The organism is Candidatus Bathyarchaeia archaeon, from assembly GCA_041447175.1.
In the GTDB taxonomy this organism is placed as follows: Archaea; Thermoproteota; Bathyarchaeia; order Bathyarchaeales; family Bathycorpusculaceae; genus JADGNF01.
This window is the reverse complement of the sequence record CP166960.1, coordinates 2,389,484-2,407,072: the sequence shown is the minus strand read 5'-3', so window position 1 is coordinate 2,407,072 and position 17,589 is coordinate 2,389,484. Positions and strand designations below refer to the sequence as shown.

Annotated in this window: 16 protein-coding genes and 1 tRNA gene; 7 read left to right on the top strand and 10 right to left on the bottom strand. The window is 48.3% G+C overall.

All coding sequences use genetic code 11. From position 1 onward, the window contains the following. Nucleotides 1-130 precede the first annotated feature (130 nt). Nucleotides 131-2,734, top strand: a complete 2,604-nt coding sequence (locus tag ACBZ72_12420) for a PQQ-binding-like beta-propeller repeat protein (protein ID XES76962.1) — start codon at nt 131-133, stop codon at nt 2,732-2,734. A gap of 63 nt (nt 2,735-2,797) precedes the next feature. Here ACBZ72_12420 and lysS read toward each other — a convergent pair whose 3' ends face one another. From lysS to ACBZ72_12385, 7 genes are all read right to left on the bottom strand, one after another. Next, nucleotides 2,798-4,402 (bottom strand): lysine--tRNA ligase, encoded by a 1,605-nt coding sequence (gene lysS / locus ACBZ72_12415; GenBank protein ID XES76961.1) that lies wholly within the window; start codon nt 4,400-4,402, stop codon nt 2,798-2,800. 71 nt (nt 4,403-4,473) lie between these two features. Beyond that, the gene (locus tag ACBZ72_12410) at nt 4,474-4,818 is read right to left on the bottom strand and encodes a hypothetical protein (GenBank protein ID XES76960.1); all 345 of its coding nucleotides are present in this window, start codon (nt 4,816-4,818) and stop codon (nt 4,474-4,476) included. Nucleotides 4,819-4,831: 13 nt separating this feature from the next. Continuing rightward, nucleotides 4,832-5,812 (bottom strand): SPFH domain-containing protein, encoded by a 981-nt coding sequence (locus ACBZ72_12405; protein ID XES76959.1) that lies wholly within the window; start codon nt 5,810-5,812, stop codon nt 4,832-4,834. A gap of 1 nt (nt 5,813) precedes the next feature. Further along, nucleotides 5,814-6,350: a hypothetical protein gene (locus tag ACBZ72_12400; protein ID XES76958.1), complete on the bottom strand. Its 537-nt coding sequence runs from the start codon at nt 6,348-6,350 to the stop codon at nt 5,814-5,816. Nucleotides 6,351-6,424: 74 nt separating this feature from the next. Then, nucleotides 6,425-7,171: a hypothetical protein gene (locus ACBZ72_12395; GenBank protein XES76957.1), complete on the bottom strand. Its 747-nt coding sequence runs from the start codon at nt 7,169-7,171 to the stop codon at nt 6,425-6,427. 3 nt (nt 7,172-7,174) lie between these two features. Next, the gene (locus ACBZ72_12390; GenBank protein XES76956.1) at nt 7,175-8,563 is read right to left on the bottom strand and encodes an NAD(P)/FAD-dependent oxidoreductase; all 1,389 of its coding nucleotides are present in this window, start codon (nt 8,561-8,563) and stop codon (nt 7,175-7,177) included. Nucleotides 8,564-8,661: 98 nt separating this feature from the next. Then, nucleotides 8,662-9,564 carry a hypothetical protein gene (locus ACBZ72_12385; GenBank protein XES76955.1) on the bottom strand — a complete coding sequence of 301 codons (903 nt, stop codon included), beginning with the start codon at nt 9,562-9,564 and terminating at the stop codon, nt 8,662-8,664. 183 nt (nt 9,565-9,747) lie between these two features. On the opposite strand from ACBZ72_12385, the gene ACBZ72_12380 reads away from it, so the two are divergent. Beyond that, nucleotides 9,748-10,140: a hypothetical protein gene (locus tag ACBZ72_12380; protein XES76954.1), complete on the top strand. Its 393-nt coding sequence runs from the start codon at nt 9,748-9,750 to the stop codon at nt 10,138-10,140. 116 nt (nt 10,141-10,256) lie between these two features. Here ACBZ72_12380 and ACBZ72_12375 read toward each other — a convergent pair whose 3' ends face one another. Beyond that, nucleotides 10,257-10,535 carry a UPF0147 family protein gene (locus tag ACBZ72_12375; protein XES76953.1) on the bottom strand — a complete coding sequence of 93 codons (279 nt, stop codon included), beginning with the start codon at nt 10,533-10,535 and terminating at the stop codon, nt 10,257-10,259. 78 nt (nt 10,536-10,613) lie between these two features. On the opposite strand from ACBZ72_12375, the gene ACBZ72_12370 reads away from it, so the two are divergent. Both ACBZ72_12370 and ACBZ72_12365 read left to right on the top strand, forming a co-directional pair. Further along, entirely contained in the window at nt 10,614-10,973 is a 360-nt protein-coding gene (locus ACBZ72_12370; protein ID XES76952.1) for an Sjogren's syndrome/scleroderma autoantigen 1 family protein, read from the top strand. An 82-nt stretch (nt 10,974-11,055) separates the two neighbouring features. Then, complete coding sequence (locus ACBZ72_12365; GenBank protein XES76951.1) at nt 11,056-11,490, top strand: hypothetical protein; 435 nt, start codon at nt 11,056-11,058, stop codon at nt 11,488-11,490. Here ACBZ72_12365 and tmk read toward each other — a convergent pair. Continuing rightward, entirely contained in the window at nt 11,487-12,086 is a 600-nt protein-coding gene (gene tmk, locus ACBZ72_12360) for a dTMP kinase (GenBank protein XES76950.1), read from the bottom strand. The two genes, ACBZ72_12365 and tmk, sit on opposite strands and share 4 nt — an antisense overlap. An 80-nt stretch (nt 12,087-12,166) precedes the next feature. On the opposite strand from tmk, the gene ACBZ72_12355 reads away from it, so the two are divergent. Next, a complete protein-coding gene (locus tag ACBZ72_12355; GenBank protein ID XES76949.1) occupies nt 12,167-13,447 on the top strand; it encodes an HD domain-containing protein in 1,281 nt (426 codons plus the stop codon). A gap of 85 nt (nt 13,448-13,532) precedes the next feature. After that, complete coding sequence (locus ACBZ72_12350; protein ID XES76948.1) at nt 13,533-14,042, top strand: hypothetical protein; 510 nt, start codon at nt 13,533-13,535, stop codon at nt 14,040-14,042. 164 nt (nt 14,043-14,206) lie between these two features. Here the strand turns inward: ACBZ72_12350 and ACBZ72_12345 are convergent, their stop codons facing one another. Continuing rightward, entirely contained in the window at nt 14,207-16,975 is a 2,769-nt protein-coding gene (locus ACBZ72_12345) for a PQQ-binding-like beta-propeller repeat protein (GenBank protein ID XES76947.1), read from the bottom strand. A gap of 428 nt (nt 16,976-17,403) precedes the next feature. Between ACBZ72_12345 and ACBZ72_12340 the strand changes: the two genes are divergently transcribed. Continuing rightward, nucleotides 17,404-17,481: transfer RNA gene (locus ACBZ72_12340), tRNA-Glu, on the top strand. Nucleotides 17,482-17,589 lie beyond the last annotated feature (108 nt).

The following is a 17,589-nucleotide window of genomic DNA, read 5'->3' as shown; positions in this document are numbered from 1 at the left end:
CCCAACGAAACAAAAAAAGCAAACTTCAAGCGCGAATAATACAAAATTTTTCGTTCGGAACATATTTTCTGCTAAATCTTATATAGCACGTTCAACAGATAGCGACCACGAGAAATTAGGAGAGAAGAAAATGAATATACAAAAGCTCAGAAACAAGAATTTTAAGTTATCTTCAAGAAAAGGAGCAGCCGCTGCTACGTTGTTTCTGCTGATTACTCTCTCGACAACAATGTTTGCAATGCCTACAGTTTCCGCGCATGACCCTCCATGGAATGTACCCACATACGCGTTTCTAAACGTTGAACCCAACCCAGTCGGCATCGACCAAACCGTGTACGTAACCTTTTGGTTAGACAAGGTTCCGCCAACCGCAAACGTTGCCTTTGGTGACCGATGGGAAAACATGACCGTCAAAGTCACCGCACCTGACGGCTCTGTTAAGAATTATGGACCGTTCCGCTCTGACGATGTGGGCGCGAGCTACATGACTTTTGACCCCGAAGCCTTAGGAACATACAAGTTCCAGTTCATCTTCCCCGGTCAAGTCATAGCAGGCGATAATCCCGCACCTACTGGAACCAACAACGCAGCCACCGTCGGCGACTACTACTTGCCCAGCGAAACCCAAGAAATCGAGCTTGTAGTCCAACAAGACCCAATTGAACCATGGCCTTCCACACCTTTGCCAACCAACAATTACTGGCAACGTCCAATAAGCGGCATGAACCCAGAATGGACAACCATCGCAGGCGACTGGTTAATGAGCACCTACGACGGTTATGGCAACTGCTACAACCCCTACACCTACGGACCAGACAGCGCACACATAGTCTGGACTTACCCACTTGCTTTTGGGGGCGTCAATGGAGGCACATGCCCAGACTGGAATTACTACACGGGCTTAGCATACGAAACCAAATTCGGCTCGCCCATAATCATGTACGGAAGACTCTTCATCAACCTACCCTTGAGCACCTCCGCCAGCATTGGCGGCGTTGCATGCATTGATTTACGTACTGGAGAGCAACTGTGGTGGCAGAACAATACCAGCATATCCTTTGGCCAAGAATTTGATTACTATTCGCCCAACCAGTTCGGCATAATACCCTACTTATGGCAAACGGGCAGCACATATAACGTCTTTGACCCTGCTACAGGCAACCAAATATTCTGCCTAGTCAACGCATCCACGGGCACTACGGTTTATGGTCCTAACGGAGAACTCTTGGTATACACTATGAATGGCCAGAATGGTTGGCTATCACTTTGGAACTCAACCAAAGCCATCATGCACTATCAGCAGCCAGGCGTCTTGCAAAGAGGCAACGTGTGGCAGTGGCGACCATTCATGCAAACCACCATGGACTGGACAAAAGGCATTGAATGGAACGTAACCATCGCAGCCTACAACCAAACCATCCCCGGTTCAGGAGGAACCACCTACCAATCGATAAAGAAAATCACCCCAGATGTCATTCTAGCAACCACCGTGGGCTCCTGGTCCATCCCCTACGATTGGGAAATGGAAATCGGCTACAGCACCAAAGATGGACACGAAATGTGGGCGGTCAACCGCACAGGCCCCATCTCATGGAACACGCTTCAAGGCAGCCCAGCAGGCGATGGCGTGTACGCGGAGTTCCATCCTGAAACTATGACCTGGTACGGATATGACATATACACTGGCGACGAACTTTGGGGCCCCACCGAACCATACCACAACGCTTTTGGATGTTACTCTTGGCAGGCAAGAATCGCTGATGGTACACTTTACGCTGCGTCTTATGGGGGATACCTGTACGCGTTTGACGTGAAGACGGGAGCCAAACTCTGGGAGTTCTATGCGGGAGACAGCGGCGTAGACACCGTGTATGGTTCATGGCCGCTTAACTCACCCATCGCCATCGCGGACGGCAAAGTCTACGTGACTGCCGGTCACGCCTACAACCCACCGCTTTTCAAAGGCGCAAAAGTCTACTGTGTCAACGCCTCCACGGGAGACTTGGTGTGGGATTCGCTTGGCTTTTACGTCTACAACGGCATCGCCATCGCGGACGGCTTCATGACGCTTTACAACAGCTATGACGGACAGATTTACTGTTACGGCAAAGGTTCCAGTGCGACCTCTGTTGAAGTGCAAAACGATGTTGTCAGCTTAGGCAGCACTGTACTCATCAAAGGCACAGTCACCGACCAATCCCCTGGCAACACATGCCTTGGAGTACCCGCCGCGGGAACCCCTGCAATCTCTGATGAAGACATGGGCGACTGGATGGCATACCTCTACCAGCAGCAATCCAAACCCTCCGACGCCACAGGAGTATCTGTACACCTCACCGCAGTTGACCCTAACTGCAACACCCAAGACTTAGGCTACGTCACCAGCGATGCAGCAGGCAACTTTGTGCTTCCGTATAAACCGCCAGTTCCCGGAACCTACATCATAACTGCCACGTTTGAAGGCAGCGGCGCCTACTTTATGTCCGACGCTGAAACCGCAATACACGTCACCGAAGCCGCCCCATCAGCTTCAACCGCACCAACTGCCACGCCCCCAGCAGCAACCATTGCGCCAACAAATGCACCCACTACGTCGCAAACAACACAGACCCCGTCTCCTGCGCCCGCAACACAAGCGGTACCGACCTATGAAACAATCTACATCGTAACCGCCGCTGTCGTCGTTATTGCTGTTGTTGCAGTCGCAGCCCTACTCTTAAGAAGACGCAAATAAACAAACAACTTTCCCTTTCTTTTTTGTTTTAAAACCATTGAACACTAAAATAAGAAAGGGAGGTCAGCTTTTTTTCAGAACCCGCTGCAACGCCGAAACTACGTTCTGTTTACCCATCGCCAACACGTAAGGTCCAAGGCGTGGTCCCTGAGGCGCCCCCATAAGCACAGTGTAGAGCAGCTTAAAGAAGTCGCGGGGTTTTAGCCCGTTGGATTTGGCGGCAGTAAAGATGGCGTTTTGAATGTCGTCAGGGTCCTCCTTGTCTGCCAAGGCTAAAACTAATGCGGTGATGGCTTGCTTTTCCTGCGCTGAAAAAGTCACCTGTGTCTCCTTGATTTCTTCAAAATCCTCAGCCCAATTAAACGCATAAGCTATTCGCTGTTTTAATCCATCCTCAAGCGACTGACTCTTTTGCAGGATACCGTAGCTCTGCAGCTTTTCAGCGATGAAGTCGTCAGGGTTTTCTTTGGGCGCCATCTTCGCCAAAAACGCCAGCAAATTATAAGGAACATGCACGCTGGGCTGGGCAGGCGGATTTGCAACCCAACAATACTCGTAAAGCCCCTTCAGCTTAGCAAGGTCTTTTTCGCTGACAGCTTTTTTGCCAAAATAAACATCCTCCAGTCCATCAAGCTCATTCATGTATGCGGGGATGTCGGAAACATCCAACGAACGGGTGCCCACAAACCGCTTTAACATAAGCAGCAAAAGCGACTGAGGACTACCGTAACGGAACCAGACCTGCGGCGTAAACACGTTACCAGCGGATTTGCTGATTTTTTTGCCGCCCTTGTCAAGAAACATTTCGTATTTGGCGTGGCTGGGCGGCTCAAAGCAGAGCACTTCACGGCTGATGCGGTCGTTGATGCGCACCGAGTCGGCAATGTCTTTGCCGTAAGCTTCAAACCGAATGTCCAGTGCCTTCCAGCGGGCGGCAAATTCGCCTTTCCAAGTCAGTTTGCCTTCGCCTTTGGTTATGTCGGCTTCGCCTTCGTGTCCGCATCCCTTGATAAGTTTGCCGCGGATTTCGAGCCCTTCGCACTTGTAGAGGACCTTGTCGGTTTCGGGTTCGAACTGGTAAGCGTTTGTGGTGTATATGCGTCCGCAGTTGGCGCAGACAGGGAAAAACGGCAGTCGCTCGGTGTAGCGTTCCTGTCCCACTTCTTCTTTGACGATTTCACCCACCTTCTGTGCGTTTGCCAGAATGGTTCGTATCTGGGGCAAGATGATGCCTTTCTCGTAAACCTCTTTTGCGCTGTAGTAGCGGTATTCAATGCCGCATTTGTCCAAGGACTCCAACAGCAACGAGCTCATGTGTTTGCCAAAACTTTCATGACAACCAAAGGGGTCAGGTATGCTGGAAACTGGGTACCCTAAATACTTCTCAAGCAGGTCTTTGGATAAACCCGCGGGAACCTTGCGCAGTCCATCCTTGTCGTCGCAGTAAGCCACCAACTCCGAGGTGTAACCCATGTTTTTCAATGCTAAGGTGACGGCGTAGCTACGTGCGGCATCGCCTAAACTGCCTATGTGCGGAAACCCTGAGGCGCCTAAACCCATTTCTGTGCGGATTTTCTCTGTGCTTCTGCCTAGTTTGCGTTCTCGGTCGATTACTTTTTTTGCCATCAGGTCGTACCATGTGCCGCGTCCGACAATCTTTTCAGCCATAAGTGTGAGCCTTCTGCACAATGACTACGTGATGAAATAAAAAAATGTTTAGAGGAAAAACCTCAGAAACTTTATTTCCGTTTTAGCGCCGCGGCGATTACTAAAGCAGCCATTACCAGTAGCACCAACGCCAGCGAGTAGACCCAGTTTAAGCCATACCCTATCATCACCCAGACGCCGCCAACCACAGCTAACAGTACACCCAAACTAAACGTACTGAACGCTCCACGCGCGTACTTTTGGGGGCTTGCGTTTTGCATAGCCGCCAAGACAACCACCCAGACACCGAAAATCACCAGAACCACGGGTGGAATCAGCGTCCAAGCCATTGCGCCTGCTGCGTAAAGAACAAGAGCCACAACTAATGCAATAAAGAAAGTGCCAACCGTTAACAGCGACCGTTTATCATCAGCCATCGTTATGCCTCCGTTATGAAGATATTTGCTGTCCACATTCAGGACAGAACTTGGAGTTTGCAGGAATCGACTTACCGCACTTCGGGCAGTTAATTGCGCCTGCTGCTGGAGGTGCAAGGGACGTTCCGCAGTCAGGACAGAACTTGCTGGTAGCGGGAACCTTGTTGCCGCATTTGGGGCATATGACCAAGGCTGCAGCGGGGGCTGCTTGTGTTCCTGTAGGCGTCATGATTTGCGGGATAAGCACCATACCCGTGCCCAGAGCTGCGCCGCCACCACCTGACTTGCCCAGCGATTCAGCGGCGTTTTTAACGGTCTCCATACGCAAGACATCTTCTGGGGCGGTTTTGCCTGTTTTAAGCCAAAAAAGACGTTCACGATATTCGGGCGTGGTGTCTATGCCTTCAAAGCGCAGGTCAGTCATTTCGATACCAACACGTTTGAAGTAGTCAATCACCGTGTTTTTGACGATAATTGAGGTCTCGTCCAGCCGCGTAAACACTGTAATCAAGTCGTAGTGGCTAAGTTCATCGATGATTTTTTCATTTAGAAAACCCCGCAGGTAATTGTTAACCTCGGCGGTTGTGTAAGCGTTTTGTCCACCCACAACTTCATTCACAAAGAGGGAGGCGTTTTCGATTTTGAACCAGAACTGCCCAAACACCTGCAATGGCGCCAATTCGGTGGTTTGTGCGCGTGTGCCCCATTTGCCAGCGAAGAGACGGGTGCTTATGTAGATGACCGCAGCTTTGAAGGGTTTATTTCCGCCAAACCCAGCCAACCGAGTCAACAGCCCAGTCAGCAGGGGCAGATTTAGCGTTGTGAGTGTGTGTCTTCCAGGACCAAATACGTCGTAGGCTTTGCCGTCTCGGAAGAACACAGCCATCTGGTATTCTTGGACAACAAGCTGGGCGCCCCATGTGAGGTCTTCTTTGGGGTAACGCCAAACGATGTCTTCGGAGCCTGCATTTTGCCATTCAATAACTTGCGGCATGTTAGTTCACTCCTAAAATTACTTCTTCACGTTGGTCAAACGTGTTTTCTAAACCTTCCAGTTTAGCCGTGACGTTTTGGATTTGGGGTTTGATGTTTTTGGTTTCGCCGCTTGCCAAGTCAGCCTTGAACGCGGCGATTGCTGAAGTTACAGCTTCGATTTCGTCAACAAGATTATCATCAAAGGTTATCATGCGGTCCAACGCTTCTTCGTTTACTTTCACGGCGTCAAAAAAGCCCGTGTAGCCATATGAGGCATGATTGATTTTTCCGACAACACGGTCCATTTTAGCTACTAACCGGTCCATGTCGGTTAAAACGTCGAAGTAACGGCGGTCAGATAACTTTTGAAATATATCTCTGAGGTCCGTTTTAGCGGTGGAAAGCTTTAGGCTTAGATGATTTCTAAGCAGTTTATCGCTTTCCCGACGCAGCTCCTTTTCCTTATAGCCTCGAAAACCGGGGATGAATGCGGCTATGCGTTCTGAGAGACGCATCTGGCCTTTTACGTCTGAATATAATTCTTTTTTTTCGCTCACCTGTCTTTCCTCCGCCGTTCAATAAACGTTGATAACAAGGGAAGTCTGTTGAAGTAATTTAAAAGAAACCACCCTTAAAATCTTATGGATGGAATGTCACCTTTAACCACAGCCCCCGTCGCGCCATCAACAATTAATCGGTAGAGTTTACCTTTGTATTCGTACTGTGTAAACCAGATGGGTGCGTGGAGGTAAACCATTTGTTTAAGGTCCAAATCTGTTTTTAATTCAATAACGCGGTCAACATCTTCTTGAAGCAAAAACCGGTGGCGTGTGTCAATTTGAGTACGGGCAAGCTCCAACGCGTCTTCACGAGTAATTTCGCTGTTTAAAATCTTAGCGAAACCTTCGATTCGCCTAAAATCGTAAGGTATCTTGCCCGCCAGCGGAACCTTGTATTCGCGAGTAGGAAAAACTGAGGCTTCCCGCGCCAAAACCAGCCAATCATACTCCTTGGTTAAGGTACCTTCTTTAACTATTGCAGGCGTGATGCGTTCAAAGATGCCTTTGTAGACGCTTTTGGCTTCAACCGAAACCACCCAAAACGGCAAGTAAACCAGATTCTTTTCGGTCAGCTTGGATTTCCGTACTAAATCGCCGGGTTTTAAGAAGCCCCCGCGCATCCAATCCTTAATCGGCGCTTCAACTGCTTGAGGGTCGTACTTGTTGAGTATGAGGCTGTGTTCGAAGGTGAAGGCTTGTCCAGTTTCTATGACGGTTGTGAAGCCGCAGTAAGTGCAGGTTGCAATTAACTCGCCGGGGTCAAATTTTACGGGGGCACCGCAGTGGCTGCATCTGATTGACTGGGCAACCGCATCCATGGTTTATGCCTTCAAATGCTCACGTTTCAGGATTTCCCTTGCTACGATAACGCCTGAGGCGGAAGCTTGAATCAAGCCGCGAGTAACGCCTGCGCCGTCGCCGATGGTGAACAAGTTGGGAATCTTGGTTTCCAGAGAGTTCGTTAACTGCAGATGTGAAGAGTAGAATTTCACTTCAACCCCATAAAGCAGAGTATCCCGTGAATGCACACCAGGCGCGATAACGTCCAACGCCTGCAGCATCTCGCGGATGTCCTGCAAATAACGGTAGGGCAAAACGAAACTCAGGTCGCCAGGGGTGGCGTTCTTTAGTGAGGGCGTGACGACGCTTCGAGCTAATCGTTCAGGAGTGCTTCTTCGTCCAGCAACCAAATCACCCAGACGCTGCACCATAACCCCGCCACTGAGCAAGTTAGAAAGGCGGGCAATGTATTTGCCGTAGGCGATGGGTTCTTTGAAGGGCTCCGTGAAAGAGGTGCTCACAAGAACCGCAAAGTTTGTGTTGTCGGTTTTTCGTTCAGCGTAGCTTCCGCCGTTGACAGTCAAAACGCCGTCGTAGGATTCGGTTGTGACTTCGCCATAAGGTGAAACACAGAAGGTTCGAACCATATCGTCAAAAAGTTTGCTGTAGTAAACAAGCTTGGGTTCGTAAAGCACTTTGGTGAGCCGTTCCATGGCGGTTGCGGAAACTTCCACGCGTACCCCCACGTCAACGGGGTTGTTAACGGTTTTTAAGCCGCGGATTTGGGCTTCAGTCTGCAGCCACTCTGCTCCGCCCCGACCAGGGGCAACAATCACGTATTTTCCGGTGGCTTTTTCGCCGTCTGAGGTTTCGATGCCTCTAAGGGCGTGGTTCTCGATGAGGAGCCCTTTCACGTCGGTTTTAGGCATGAACGTGATTTTTTCGTCAAGTTCTCTGCGCATCATACGCAGGGTGTCGGCGCATTTTTCGGTGCCCATGTGGCGAACTTCTTGCCGAATCAAGCGTAAACTTGCAGCGGCTGCTTGGCGTTCAATTTCATCCACTGCATCCACGTCTCCGCCGTAGACTTCTTTGCTTGCACCAAATTTCAAGTAAACATCGTCAACGTATTTGACGAGCTCTTGAAGTTCTCGCTCAGTCACATACTGATTAAGCCACCCACCAACTTCAGTGGATAAGGTAAGTTTACCGTCACTATAAGCGCCAGCGCCACCCCAACCTGAAAGAATCGAGCAAGGTTCACAATGGTGGCATTCTAAACCGCGGCTTGAGGGACATTTTCGTTGATCAATTTCCTGTCCGCGGTCAACAACTAGAACGTTGAGGTTATTTTTTTGAGTTAGTTCTAATGCGGAGAATATTCCTGCTGGTCCGGCACCAACGATTATTACGTCGTATTTCAATGGCATTAACTCCGTGGAGCCCTGTTTTAGATGCAGTCACTAGCATATATTTTTAACGAAGCTCAAATACGAAAAGCAAGTAAGATAACAAACTAAACAGTGAGTTAAACTTTTTTGGAAGCCTTAAGTCTGAACTGCGAGCCTAAGGAAGTAAAAGCAGCAACGATTTCTCTGAAATTTAAAATGGTAAGGGAAACCAAGGTGAATAGGGGAATAAACGCGTAGTAGTAAAGGGGCGTGGTTACTGCTGAATCCCAGACCATCCGCAAAAAACCTGCAGCCATACCGGGATATAGAAGCATCAAATTAGAGATACATAAAGTTGCCACTAAACTGAGAGCGGCGGCTTTGAGGTTTTTACGGTTGTACATTACAAAAAGAGGCAAAGCTAACAAGCCAAAGCGCGGGTCAAAAAAACCAAACGCCAAAAAAAACCCCGACAAATAGGGCTTGCCGCGGCTTCCAAGGTACAGGCTGAGCAAAAGTAGGAAGGTGCCAAAAACTTTGGCTTGCCCTTCGCCCCACTGCCAATAGTAGATGGCTGAGAAGCCCCAGTTGGGCGTCGGCGAAGGCATCAACAGCGCAATTATTGTAACTGCAAAGGCAATCAGCAGCCCTTTACTTTTCAGTAAATGATAAAGGAAAAAAGCAACCAAAGGCAGAAGCATGAACTGGAAAACATCAAAAACCAAAAGCGCCTGCTGATAATCTAACAAAAGCAAAGGGGAAAGCGTCAAAGAAAAAGAGGGCAGGTACTTGTAAGTTTGAGGGTATGGTTGTATGGCGGGTTCGCCTTCGCCTATTGCGCCTTTGGTGTATATTTGTGAAGGCGCGTGCCACAGCCTCCAAGAACTCACATAATACGCGGAGAAATCTTTTGCCAGTATGCTTCCCGAGGTGTTAATTCCGGGGCTGGGAGTGTAGGTCTGGGGATAAGCAACAATGAAAGTGTACAAGTTGAGAGCAAGCAGCACTACAACGCCAACAATGAAAAGACGCTTGCCCAATCTGGAATGCCCAGTCATTTAACCGCCAAAACACGCAGCTTATTCGGGTATAGCCAGAGGGTAAAGGAGTTTTTATACTTTGGTTGTTCCCCCCAAGCGCCTCTAAATAGCCTTAGGAGTAGGATTTGTGGTTCAAAATGATTAAAAGGCATATTTTTAGATTATCTAGTGGGTTTGAGGCGTATGCAGGGGTGGCTAGTTCATAGACAGAGGCAGGTAAAGGAAGCTTTTGTTCTGTCAGCGGCTTCTGGATCTCTGATACTGATTCAAGGAGCATTACGATTAATCCGCAGCCAATGGGGATTGGAGTTAGGGATAGGCGAATTTCGTAAACATGCCCTCTCAGGAGCGGACTACAAAATTTTAGGAATAAACTCAATCGTGGTGGGTCTGGTTGTTATCTATGGAGCGTTCCTAGCCAAAAGTCCTACGTTAGCGAGGCAGGGAGGAATCACCATTGTGGCGTTTTCGGTCTTAAGCATTTCAGCTGGCGGCGGCTTCATAGCGGGACTAGTACTGGGGATAATTGGGGGAATACTTGCGTTAAGCAGTTACCCACTTCAAAAAGCAAGCTAAACAGCAGCTATTCCAAAAAGAACAGAAAACAAAAACATACACCAATAATACTAACCGCGGATTGGGTAAACAAAGGGAAAAGGGAACTAACTGCTTTAAAGGTTGAGAAAAAAGGCTCAGTCTTTTATGGCTTCAATGAGGCTCATTATGTTCCACAGTTTAACCCTTGTGTAAGCGGGCATGTTAGGGTCCTGCAGAATCTCATCCAATATGCTAATCACGTTTGAGGCCCGCACGGCAGGCGTATATTCTCCGCTTTGCAGAGCATTCATAGAATCTTTCGCAGCACGCCTAATGTTTCGAGGCGTTGTACTGTCTTCAGAGACTTCCCCAAGCACCATTAAAGCCTGATTAATTCGCGTCTCGTACTCTTCAGTTTTCTTTTTCCGCACCATAAACTGGCACCAACTGGAATGTCGCAGTAATCAAGCTATATAAGCATTGGTACCTATTTACTTTGGGGTCTACGGTTAATGCAAAACCAGAACGATTCATACATAAAACGCATGGCTGATTTGCTTCGACAAGGCGCAACCTTAACAGACATGGCATGCCCAAACTGTTCTGCACCACTTTTTCGGCTACAAGACGGCACATTATGGTGCGGTAAAGACGAAAAAAAAGTGGTCATAGTTAAAGAAGGACAAGAACCAGCAGCCCCATCCAGCACCAAAACGGCTATGGATAAACTTGAAGCCACACTCATAAGAAAAGTTCAAGACCTGCAAGAAAAAATCGAAAAAACAAACGACGTAGACGAACTGGGAAAACTCACAAACGCACTCACCGAACTTCTCACCAGCCTTGAGAAGATTAAACGCATGAAGAGCTAAACCGATGCTTGGGTTATACGAAAACTTTCCACTAACCATCCACCACACTGAAACCTTCGCGTCCTCATTTTCCAGAAAGAAAATGCAGAAAAAAATTGCCCAAGTCTTCCACGAAGTCAACGGTTGCAATTTCAATTTTGAGGAAGCAGGCAACCCAACAATTCCTGGCGGCAGTGTAATTTTTGAGTTCGGCATCGCTGACGAGACAGGCTTTGTCTACCTTAATGAAGACGAAAACCAAAAACTGCAAAACGCCCTGAACAAGACAACTCTTCAAATTATGGATTGGTTCTGCTCAATACGGTACTACAAAACGGGAAACGGAAAAAGGACGCCGCTAAAATTTGACTACTACATGCTGCGATTGGGATTTGCCGAAAAAGACGCCATAGACATCACTGTTTTCCATGAACGCGGACCAAGATACCTCACACCCCAAGACCTGTGTGAATTCATATACCACCAAGTTAACAAAACAGCAAAAAGAAAAAGCCTAAAACGCCTCGAAAAAAGCTAAAACCGTTTCTCCAAGAAAGACCGAACTGTCAAAAGAACTTGCTGGGCAACTTCTTTTTTAGGTTTATCGCCGTTTATACTTTTTAAGGCGCCGTTTTGGACATATTTCCGGTAGACTTCGCGGACTTTTTGTTGAGTTTCAAGGTTTTCCATGACGGATTTTTTTCGTTTGAGCCGCTTAAGCACAACCTCAGGGTCCACATCAATAAACAAAGCGAGGTCAGGTTTTAGGGCGTGCTGGTTTATGGTTTCAATCCATTCGATGCTCAAACCTGCGCTTCCCTGATAAGCCAAAGAACTGTAAACGTAACGATCAGAAATCACTACCACACCCTGCTCTATGGCTGGAGCCACCTCGTTTTCCACGTGTTCAAGACGGTCAGCGGCGAAAAGCAGAGCTTCCACATGGGTTGGAGGGCGGCTGTTCCCGTATAGAATTTGGTTGCGAATGAATTTGCCGATTTTTCCGTGGCTGGGCTCAGCAGTGTAGATGGCAGGGTACTTTTTTTGGAGTTCAGCGGTTAGGAGTTTTGCTTGGGTGGTTTTTCCTGAGCCGTCTAAACCTTCGATTACTATGAAAGCGCCTTTTGGGTTCATTTTGGTCAGCTTGTTTAAGGGTTATGGGTAAGCATTAATGGGTAGAAGCATAAATAATATTCTCAGCGGGAGCAAAAGTCATGTCTAGGGCTTACTGGGGCGAAATCAAGGACCCCGTTCACGGGTACGTTTACATCACTCAGGCAGAAAAAAACATAATTGACTCCTACCCCATGCAGCGGCTTCGTCGACTGCGACAGCTTGCTGGCTCCGAATACGTGTATCCCGGAGCAAATCACACGCGGTTTGAGCACTGTGTGGGCGTTATGTACCTTGCTGGCAAAGTTTTGGAGAACCCCAACATTGGCCACGTTGTAAACGACGAGGACACGCAGGGCACACGGCTAGCTGCGTTACTGCACGACGTGGGGCATGGACCATTCTCGCATGTGTTTGAGCATCTGCTTGTCAGGGACTTAGACCAAACTCACGAAGACATAACCTCGTGGATTGTTGAAAAAAGTGAAGTAGCCGACAAACTTGGCAAGATGGGCTATCGACCTGAAGAAATCGGCAAACTGGCCGTGGGCAAACTGCATACTCAGGGAAAAGCATTTTTAGACCAAATAATTAGCAGCGCCGTCGACGTTGATAAACAAGACTTCATCGTGCGGGACACTTACCACACTGGTGCCGAGTACGGTTTCATAGACGTTTTCAGGCTCATCCACGCTTTGGACGTTTTTGGGGAAAACTTGGCGGTGGAGCTTGGTGCGCTTTCGGCATTGGAATCCTTCATCATTGCGCGGATTGAATCGTTCAAAAGCATATATTTCCACCGCGTAGGCAGAGCAGCACAGATAATGTTAGCCACCGCCATGGAGAAAGCCAACGAGGAGCTTGGGTTGACCTCGTTTAAAACGCCTGAAGAGTATTTGGCGATGGATGACTACACGGTTTGGGCTGCCGTCAAGAAATGCGCAAAATCTAAGGGGATAATCGAGAATTTGGAGCGGCGAAGCATGCTTAAATGCGCTTACGAACGCACTTTCTACGATAAAGACACCATGATTTCAAACATATTTAGCCGCGACGCGTACCGTCAGCAAATTCAAGCAGAGATAGCCCAAGAAGCAGGAGTTGAAGCAGAAGCGGTTATCATTGATGTGCCCACGGTGCCGTCGGTGCCCTATCATCACAGCGCGTTAATGGAGAACATGGAAATACCGGTCTTTAGCAGGAATAGCAGAGGAGCAAAAACACTTTACCGCATGAGCGACATCTCAAAAATTTTTGAAACACTGAAAGGATTCATCAACATCCTGAGGGTCTACACTGACCTGCAGAACCGCGAACGCGTAGAAAAAGCCACCGCAAAAATTCTGGGAAAAATACCCTCAACAGCCAAAATATCCTATTAACAGGTTGTTAAGCATCGAAAACATTTAATTCACGGTTAGACGGAAAGAACACCAGAACAAAGACTTCAACGTGGGGGCGCATAAAGTGGAAAAAAAAGGCATAGAAAACGTGGAAAAAAATAAAATCATTAGAGTAAAAATCCGCAAAAGCAAGCAAAGTCAAGGCTCCGCCGCGTTGTTTTCGCCCAAAGATGTGCGCCGCACCGTAACCGAATTTGTTTCCGCCTGGATAAGAGGAGACATCATTATTCATTTTCCCACAGCCGCGGAACTTAGCAAAAAAAACCCGTTGGCAATTGGTTTCCCCACGGATCCCTCTGTAAATCAGGAACTGAAAATCAAAGAACACTATGTCGATTTACTTTTAATTTGCGCAGGGATTAAGCCTGCATCAGCCGAAGAGCAGGAAAAAGCCATAACTGACGTCTACAGGGTGATGCTTATGTTCCGCTCCGCCAACCGCATTGAAGGCAAAATCATATCCAACGACTTAGAAAAACGCGTAATCAACGTGGAAGATAAACTGCAGTCAACAAGCAAGTTGGTTGAGCAGATAACAGGGTTTCTGTTTAAGGAAAAAGAAGCACCCAAATGACCTGTTTAGGATTTAATTTTGCGGTTGGTAGTGTACAAAAATGGTTTTCTGGGCTCAAACGTTCATAGAAAGAAGAAAGCTTAACATGAGTTGAAGATAGCCGGTTCAGCCCTTTTCGGTCTTTTTGGCGGCACGTTTCTTCAAAAAAGGAAAAAAAAGGGTGTTTATTTACGGCGCCGCAGAACCAGAACCGCTACTAACGCAACGATTATGACCACGGCTACACCAATGGCTATGTAGGTTGTTGTAGGTTCACCGTCACTTGTTGGCTGGGGCGCCTCACTAGGTGAGGGGGAAACGGGTTGTGTTGGAGTTGAAGTTGGCGGTGTCGTTTGTCCTGGAATTGTTGGTGTTGGGGTGACGAGTGGGGCGGCAGATGCGGGAGTTACGCCGACGTATGTTGTTGCCTCTGAGCCATAGTATGCCGCGGAGCCGCAAAACGTTGCTGTAACCGTGTATTCTCCGGGGACATCAGGGGTCCATAGGTATTTGAAGCCGCCGCTGGCGTCGCTGATTACGTCTGCTATATGGATATCGTTGCCGTTAGGGTCTAAAGTGTACAAAGACACTGGAACACCAGTAGCGTCTTTGGGTTTAGCCTGCTGTGCGTAGATGTACTCCATCCAGTCTTCTTGGCTTTCGTCAGAAACTGCGGGAACAGTAGTAAATTCGCCGCTGGCAATCTTGTTCTTGGCTCCAGGCGACACGTCAGTAACTGTACCTGTGATGAGCACGCTGCTGCCTAAGCTGACAACATCGTTTTGCACGTTAACAGAGGTCGCACTGGAACCTTTGCCGTAACAGTAAATCTGGTTGTCGTAGAGGTTAAGCCCCACCACGTAGCTGTCTGCCATGTAAACGCATACACCAGTCAGGTGTGCTCCGCCGATGCCAGCACCCCAATGGAGAATCTTCCAAACCTCCTCACCAGTGTCTGCGTCAATGCAACGGATGTAGGAGCCGCGCCACAAAGGCTGACTAGGCGAGTGTTCACCCGAAACCGTGAAGATTTTACCGTCAGCAATTGCAGCAATATACAAGGGGAAGTTGCCGTAGGGTGATTCAAAGCCTTCCTGTTCAGCGGTGTACTTCCAGAGGACGTCGCCGTTGGTGATGTTGTAGCAGGTTACTACGCCGCTGTAGCCTGTAGAGAGGAGTTTTCCTTCGTATATGTTGCTGTACATGCCATAGAAGTTGAAGTCGCCTTCGGGTTCACTTGTCCAGATGGGTTCCCCTGTCGTCAAGTTGTATACGTACCAAGTCAGCAGGATTCTGTTGTTAAAGATGAATACGCCGTCTTCAGGGTCTACGGTGGGGGAGCTGACGCCAGAGGCAAAGAAGCCTGTGCCTGCAGCTAAATCGGGCACGTTCTTTGGTGGTAGATAGGTTATGTTCCATAGCAAAGAGCCGATTTCGCCTTTTGTTGGATCAAGGTTTAGTGCCCACAGGTTGCCTTCCTGAGTGTAGGTGTCGTTGACTTTGCCGTTAACTCCACCGATTACGTATTGGCCTTCGCGTACGGTGATTAGGCTGCCTTGCACGTTGGGTATTGACACGTTTAGGGTGTAGCCATAGTTGCCGTCGAAAGTGAAGTTTAAGGTGGGTCTCCACATCCAGTAAGCGTTAGATGCCGTGATGACTTGGCTGGTGTTACCGTAGGTTGGGTAAATTATTGCTTGGCTGGTGTTCCAGACTTGCAGGTAAAGGTTGGGGTCTGCAGGTGTGCCAAGATTTGCAATGTAGTATCGGAGTATGCTTCCGTCTTGCCCATAGACTGCTGCGCTGCTGGCAAAGAAGCCTCCGCTTGCAGCCCAAGAGGGCACGTTGTTTATGCTGCAGATGTAGTTACCAGTGTAGCCGTCAAACATACTCCAGGTGTTAGGCTGAATTTGCCCTGTCGTAGCGTTGTAGTAGGTGGTGCTCCACAGGTAGGGAAAGCCCCCGTGCTGGTTAGGCGACTCGTACGCATAGACTTGTCCAAAAGCCAAAGATTCGCCCGCAACCGACCCCGCAGAGTCAAAACCTCCACCCATACCAGTTACGGGTCCAGTGGTGTTGTGGAAGAATAGCTGCTCGCCAGTGTATAGGTCAAGTGCAACCCAACCCTCTTTGGGGTAGGTGTTGACGTTGTAGAAGATTTTACCGTCGAGGATAATCGGCGGACTGAATTGTATGCCTTCATAGTGGCCTCCGTTGAAGCCTTCGTCGTTGAACCGTTGGTCCATGATTCCGCCAGACCACATAGGAGTAGCCCACAGTACGTGTGCGCTTTCTGTAGCGGAGCCATAGCAGAAGTTTGTGGTTGGTCCGTTTGTTTGGGCTGCGCCTGAGAGCCAGTTGCCCAAGAGCACGTTCCAGCCGCGGTTTATGTTGTTAACTGGTCTTGTCCAGTAACGGTCTGGTAGAGGTGTCTCACTCCATGAGGTGATTTCTTCCTGTTGCACCGTAACAGTGAGAGGATTGCTTTGGCTGGCTAAGTAAATGTCTCCCCAGTAAGCATAGTTGTACTGCTCAGTAGTGTTGAGCCTTGGATCCAGAGGTTGACCAGTAATGGTGTGTTCAAGGAAGTTAGCCACAAAAGTGTACTCACCCAATTGGTCAGGGGTGTACAGGGCATAAGAACCACCCACGGGGTCCGAGTCAAATGGCCCCAAAGTCTCAATTGAGCCGTCAGGTTTGGTGACATCCACGTCAAAAGTCCAGAAGTCTCCGTACGTCCCTTGAGCCGTCACTGGAACAGCATTTGCCCAGAAGACAAGGACAAGCGTTTGTCCTGCACCAATCGGGTTGTTACTTGCAGAAATGTAAGTGTACGTTGGAATTTCCCAGGGTGGGTCATGCGCGGTGGCTGTTTGTATGCCCGCCATCATGCCCGAGATGGTTAGAAGCAATATCAGGGCAAGGACAGGAATTGTTTTTTGTTTGATTTTCATCGTCTAACTCTCCTAACTTATGGTTAGAAAGACTACTTTTATTGCTTAAAACATCTTGTTAGTGTAAACCCTACCCACAAAACCCCCATATATTAAGCAACAATCAACACAAATTGTTTTATCCAAAACATAGTTTCTAAAACAGTAAGCGTCATAAGACCTACAATGAACACTTCACCGCCGAACATATGGGTGGGGGTACGCAAAAGCATGAAGTATAAATACGCAGTTGAAGTTTCAATGTTGAAACTGAGTCGTCAAGCGAGAAGGGCAGAAAAACGGAGCCGCAAAATTTCCCGTTACGGAAGGGGAAGGTAAATTAACAGAAGCAGGATTTGAATATGTGTACTCCGACAAAAAAGACTCAGTAGCTATATATAGAAAGAGAAAGTAGCATTTGAAGGCTTGGCGTAACAGTGGCAACATGAGCTCCGGTAGTATAGTCCGGTCAAGTATTCCGGCCTTTCGAGCCGAAGACCCGGGTCCGAATCCCGGCCGGAGCACCACAAACATTCTTTCAGGAATGTTTGAAGAAAACTAACTTTTTTTAAAACGGGTCACAAAGACTCCACAGAACTATTTATTGACCATTAAGTTTGAATTGAACATGATGT

Excerpts from the sequence above, each read along its gene's own strand:
- ACBZ72_12395 (XES76957.1), bottom strand. The coding sequence starts at position 7,171 with ATGGATGCGGTTGCCCAGTCAATCAGATGCAGCCACTGCGGTGCCCCC.
- ACBZ72_12390 (XES76956.1), bottom strand. The coding sequence starts at position 8,563 with ATGCCATTGAAATACGACGTAATAATCGTTGGTGCCGGACCAGCAGGA.
- ACBZ72_12365 (XES76951.1), top strand. The coding sequence starts at position 11,056 with ATGCAGAAAAAAATTGCCCAAGTCTTCCACGAAGTCAACGGTTGCAAT.
- ACBZ72_12410 (XES76960.1), bottom strand. The coding sequence starts at position 4,818 with ATGGCTGATGATAAACGGTCGCTGTTAACGGTTGGCACTTTCTTTATT.
- ACBZ72_12345 (XES76947.1), bottom strand. The coding sequence starts at position 16,975 with ATGAAAATCAAACAAAAAACAATTCCTGTCCTTGCCCTGATATTGCTT.
- ACBZ72_12405 (XES76959.1), bottom strand. The coding sequence starts at position 5,812 with ATGCCGCAAGTTATTGAATGGCAAAATGCAGGCTCCGAAGACATCGTT.
- ACBZ72_12375 (XES76953.1), bottom strand. The coding sequence starts at position 10,535 with ATGGTGCGGAAAAAGAAAACTGAAGAGTACGAGACGCGAATTAATCAG.
- ACBZ72_12420 (XES76962.1), top strand. The coding sequence starts at position 131 with ATGAATATACAAAAGCTCAGAAACAAGAATTTTAAGTTATCTTCAAGA.
- lysS (XES76961.1), bottom strand. The coding sequence starts at position 4,402 with ATGGCTGAAAAGATTGTCGGACGCGGCACATGGTACGACCTGATGGCA.
- ACBZ72_12370 (XES76952.1), top strand. The coding sequence starts at position 10,614 with ATGCAAAACCAGAACGATTCATACATAAAACGCATGGCTGATTTGCTT.
- ACBZ72_12380 (XES76954.1), top strand. The coding sequence starts at position 9,748 with ATGCAGGGGTGGCTAGTTCATAGACAGAGGCAGGTAAAGGAAGCTTTT.
- ACBZ72_12355 (XES76949.1), top strand. The coding sequence starts at position 12,167 with ATGTCTAGGGCTTACTGGGGCGAAATCAAGGACCCCGTTCACGGGTAC.
- tmk (XES76950.1), bottom strand. The coding sequence starts at position 12,086 with ATGAACCCAAAAGGCGCTTTCATAGTAATCGAAGGTTTAGACGGCTCA.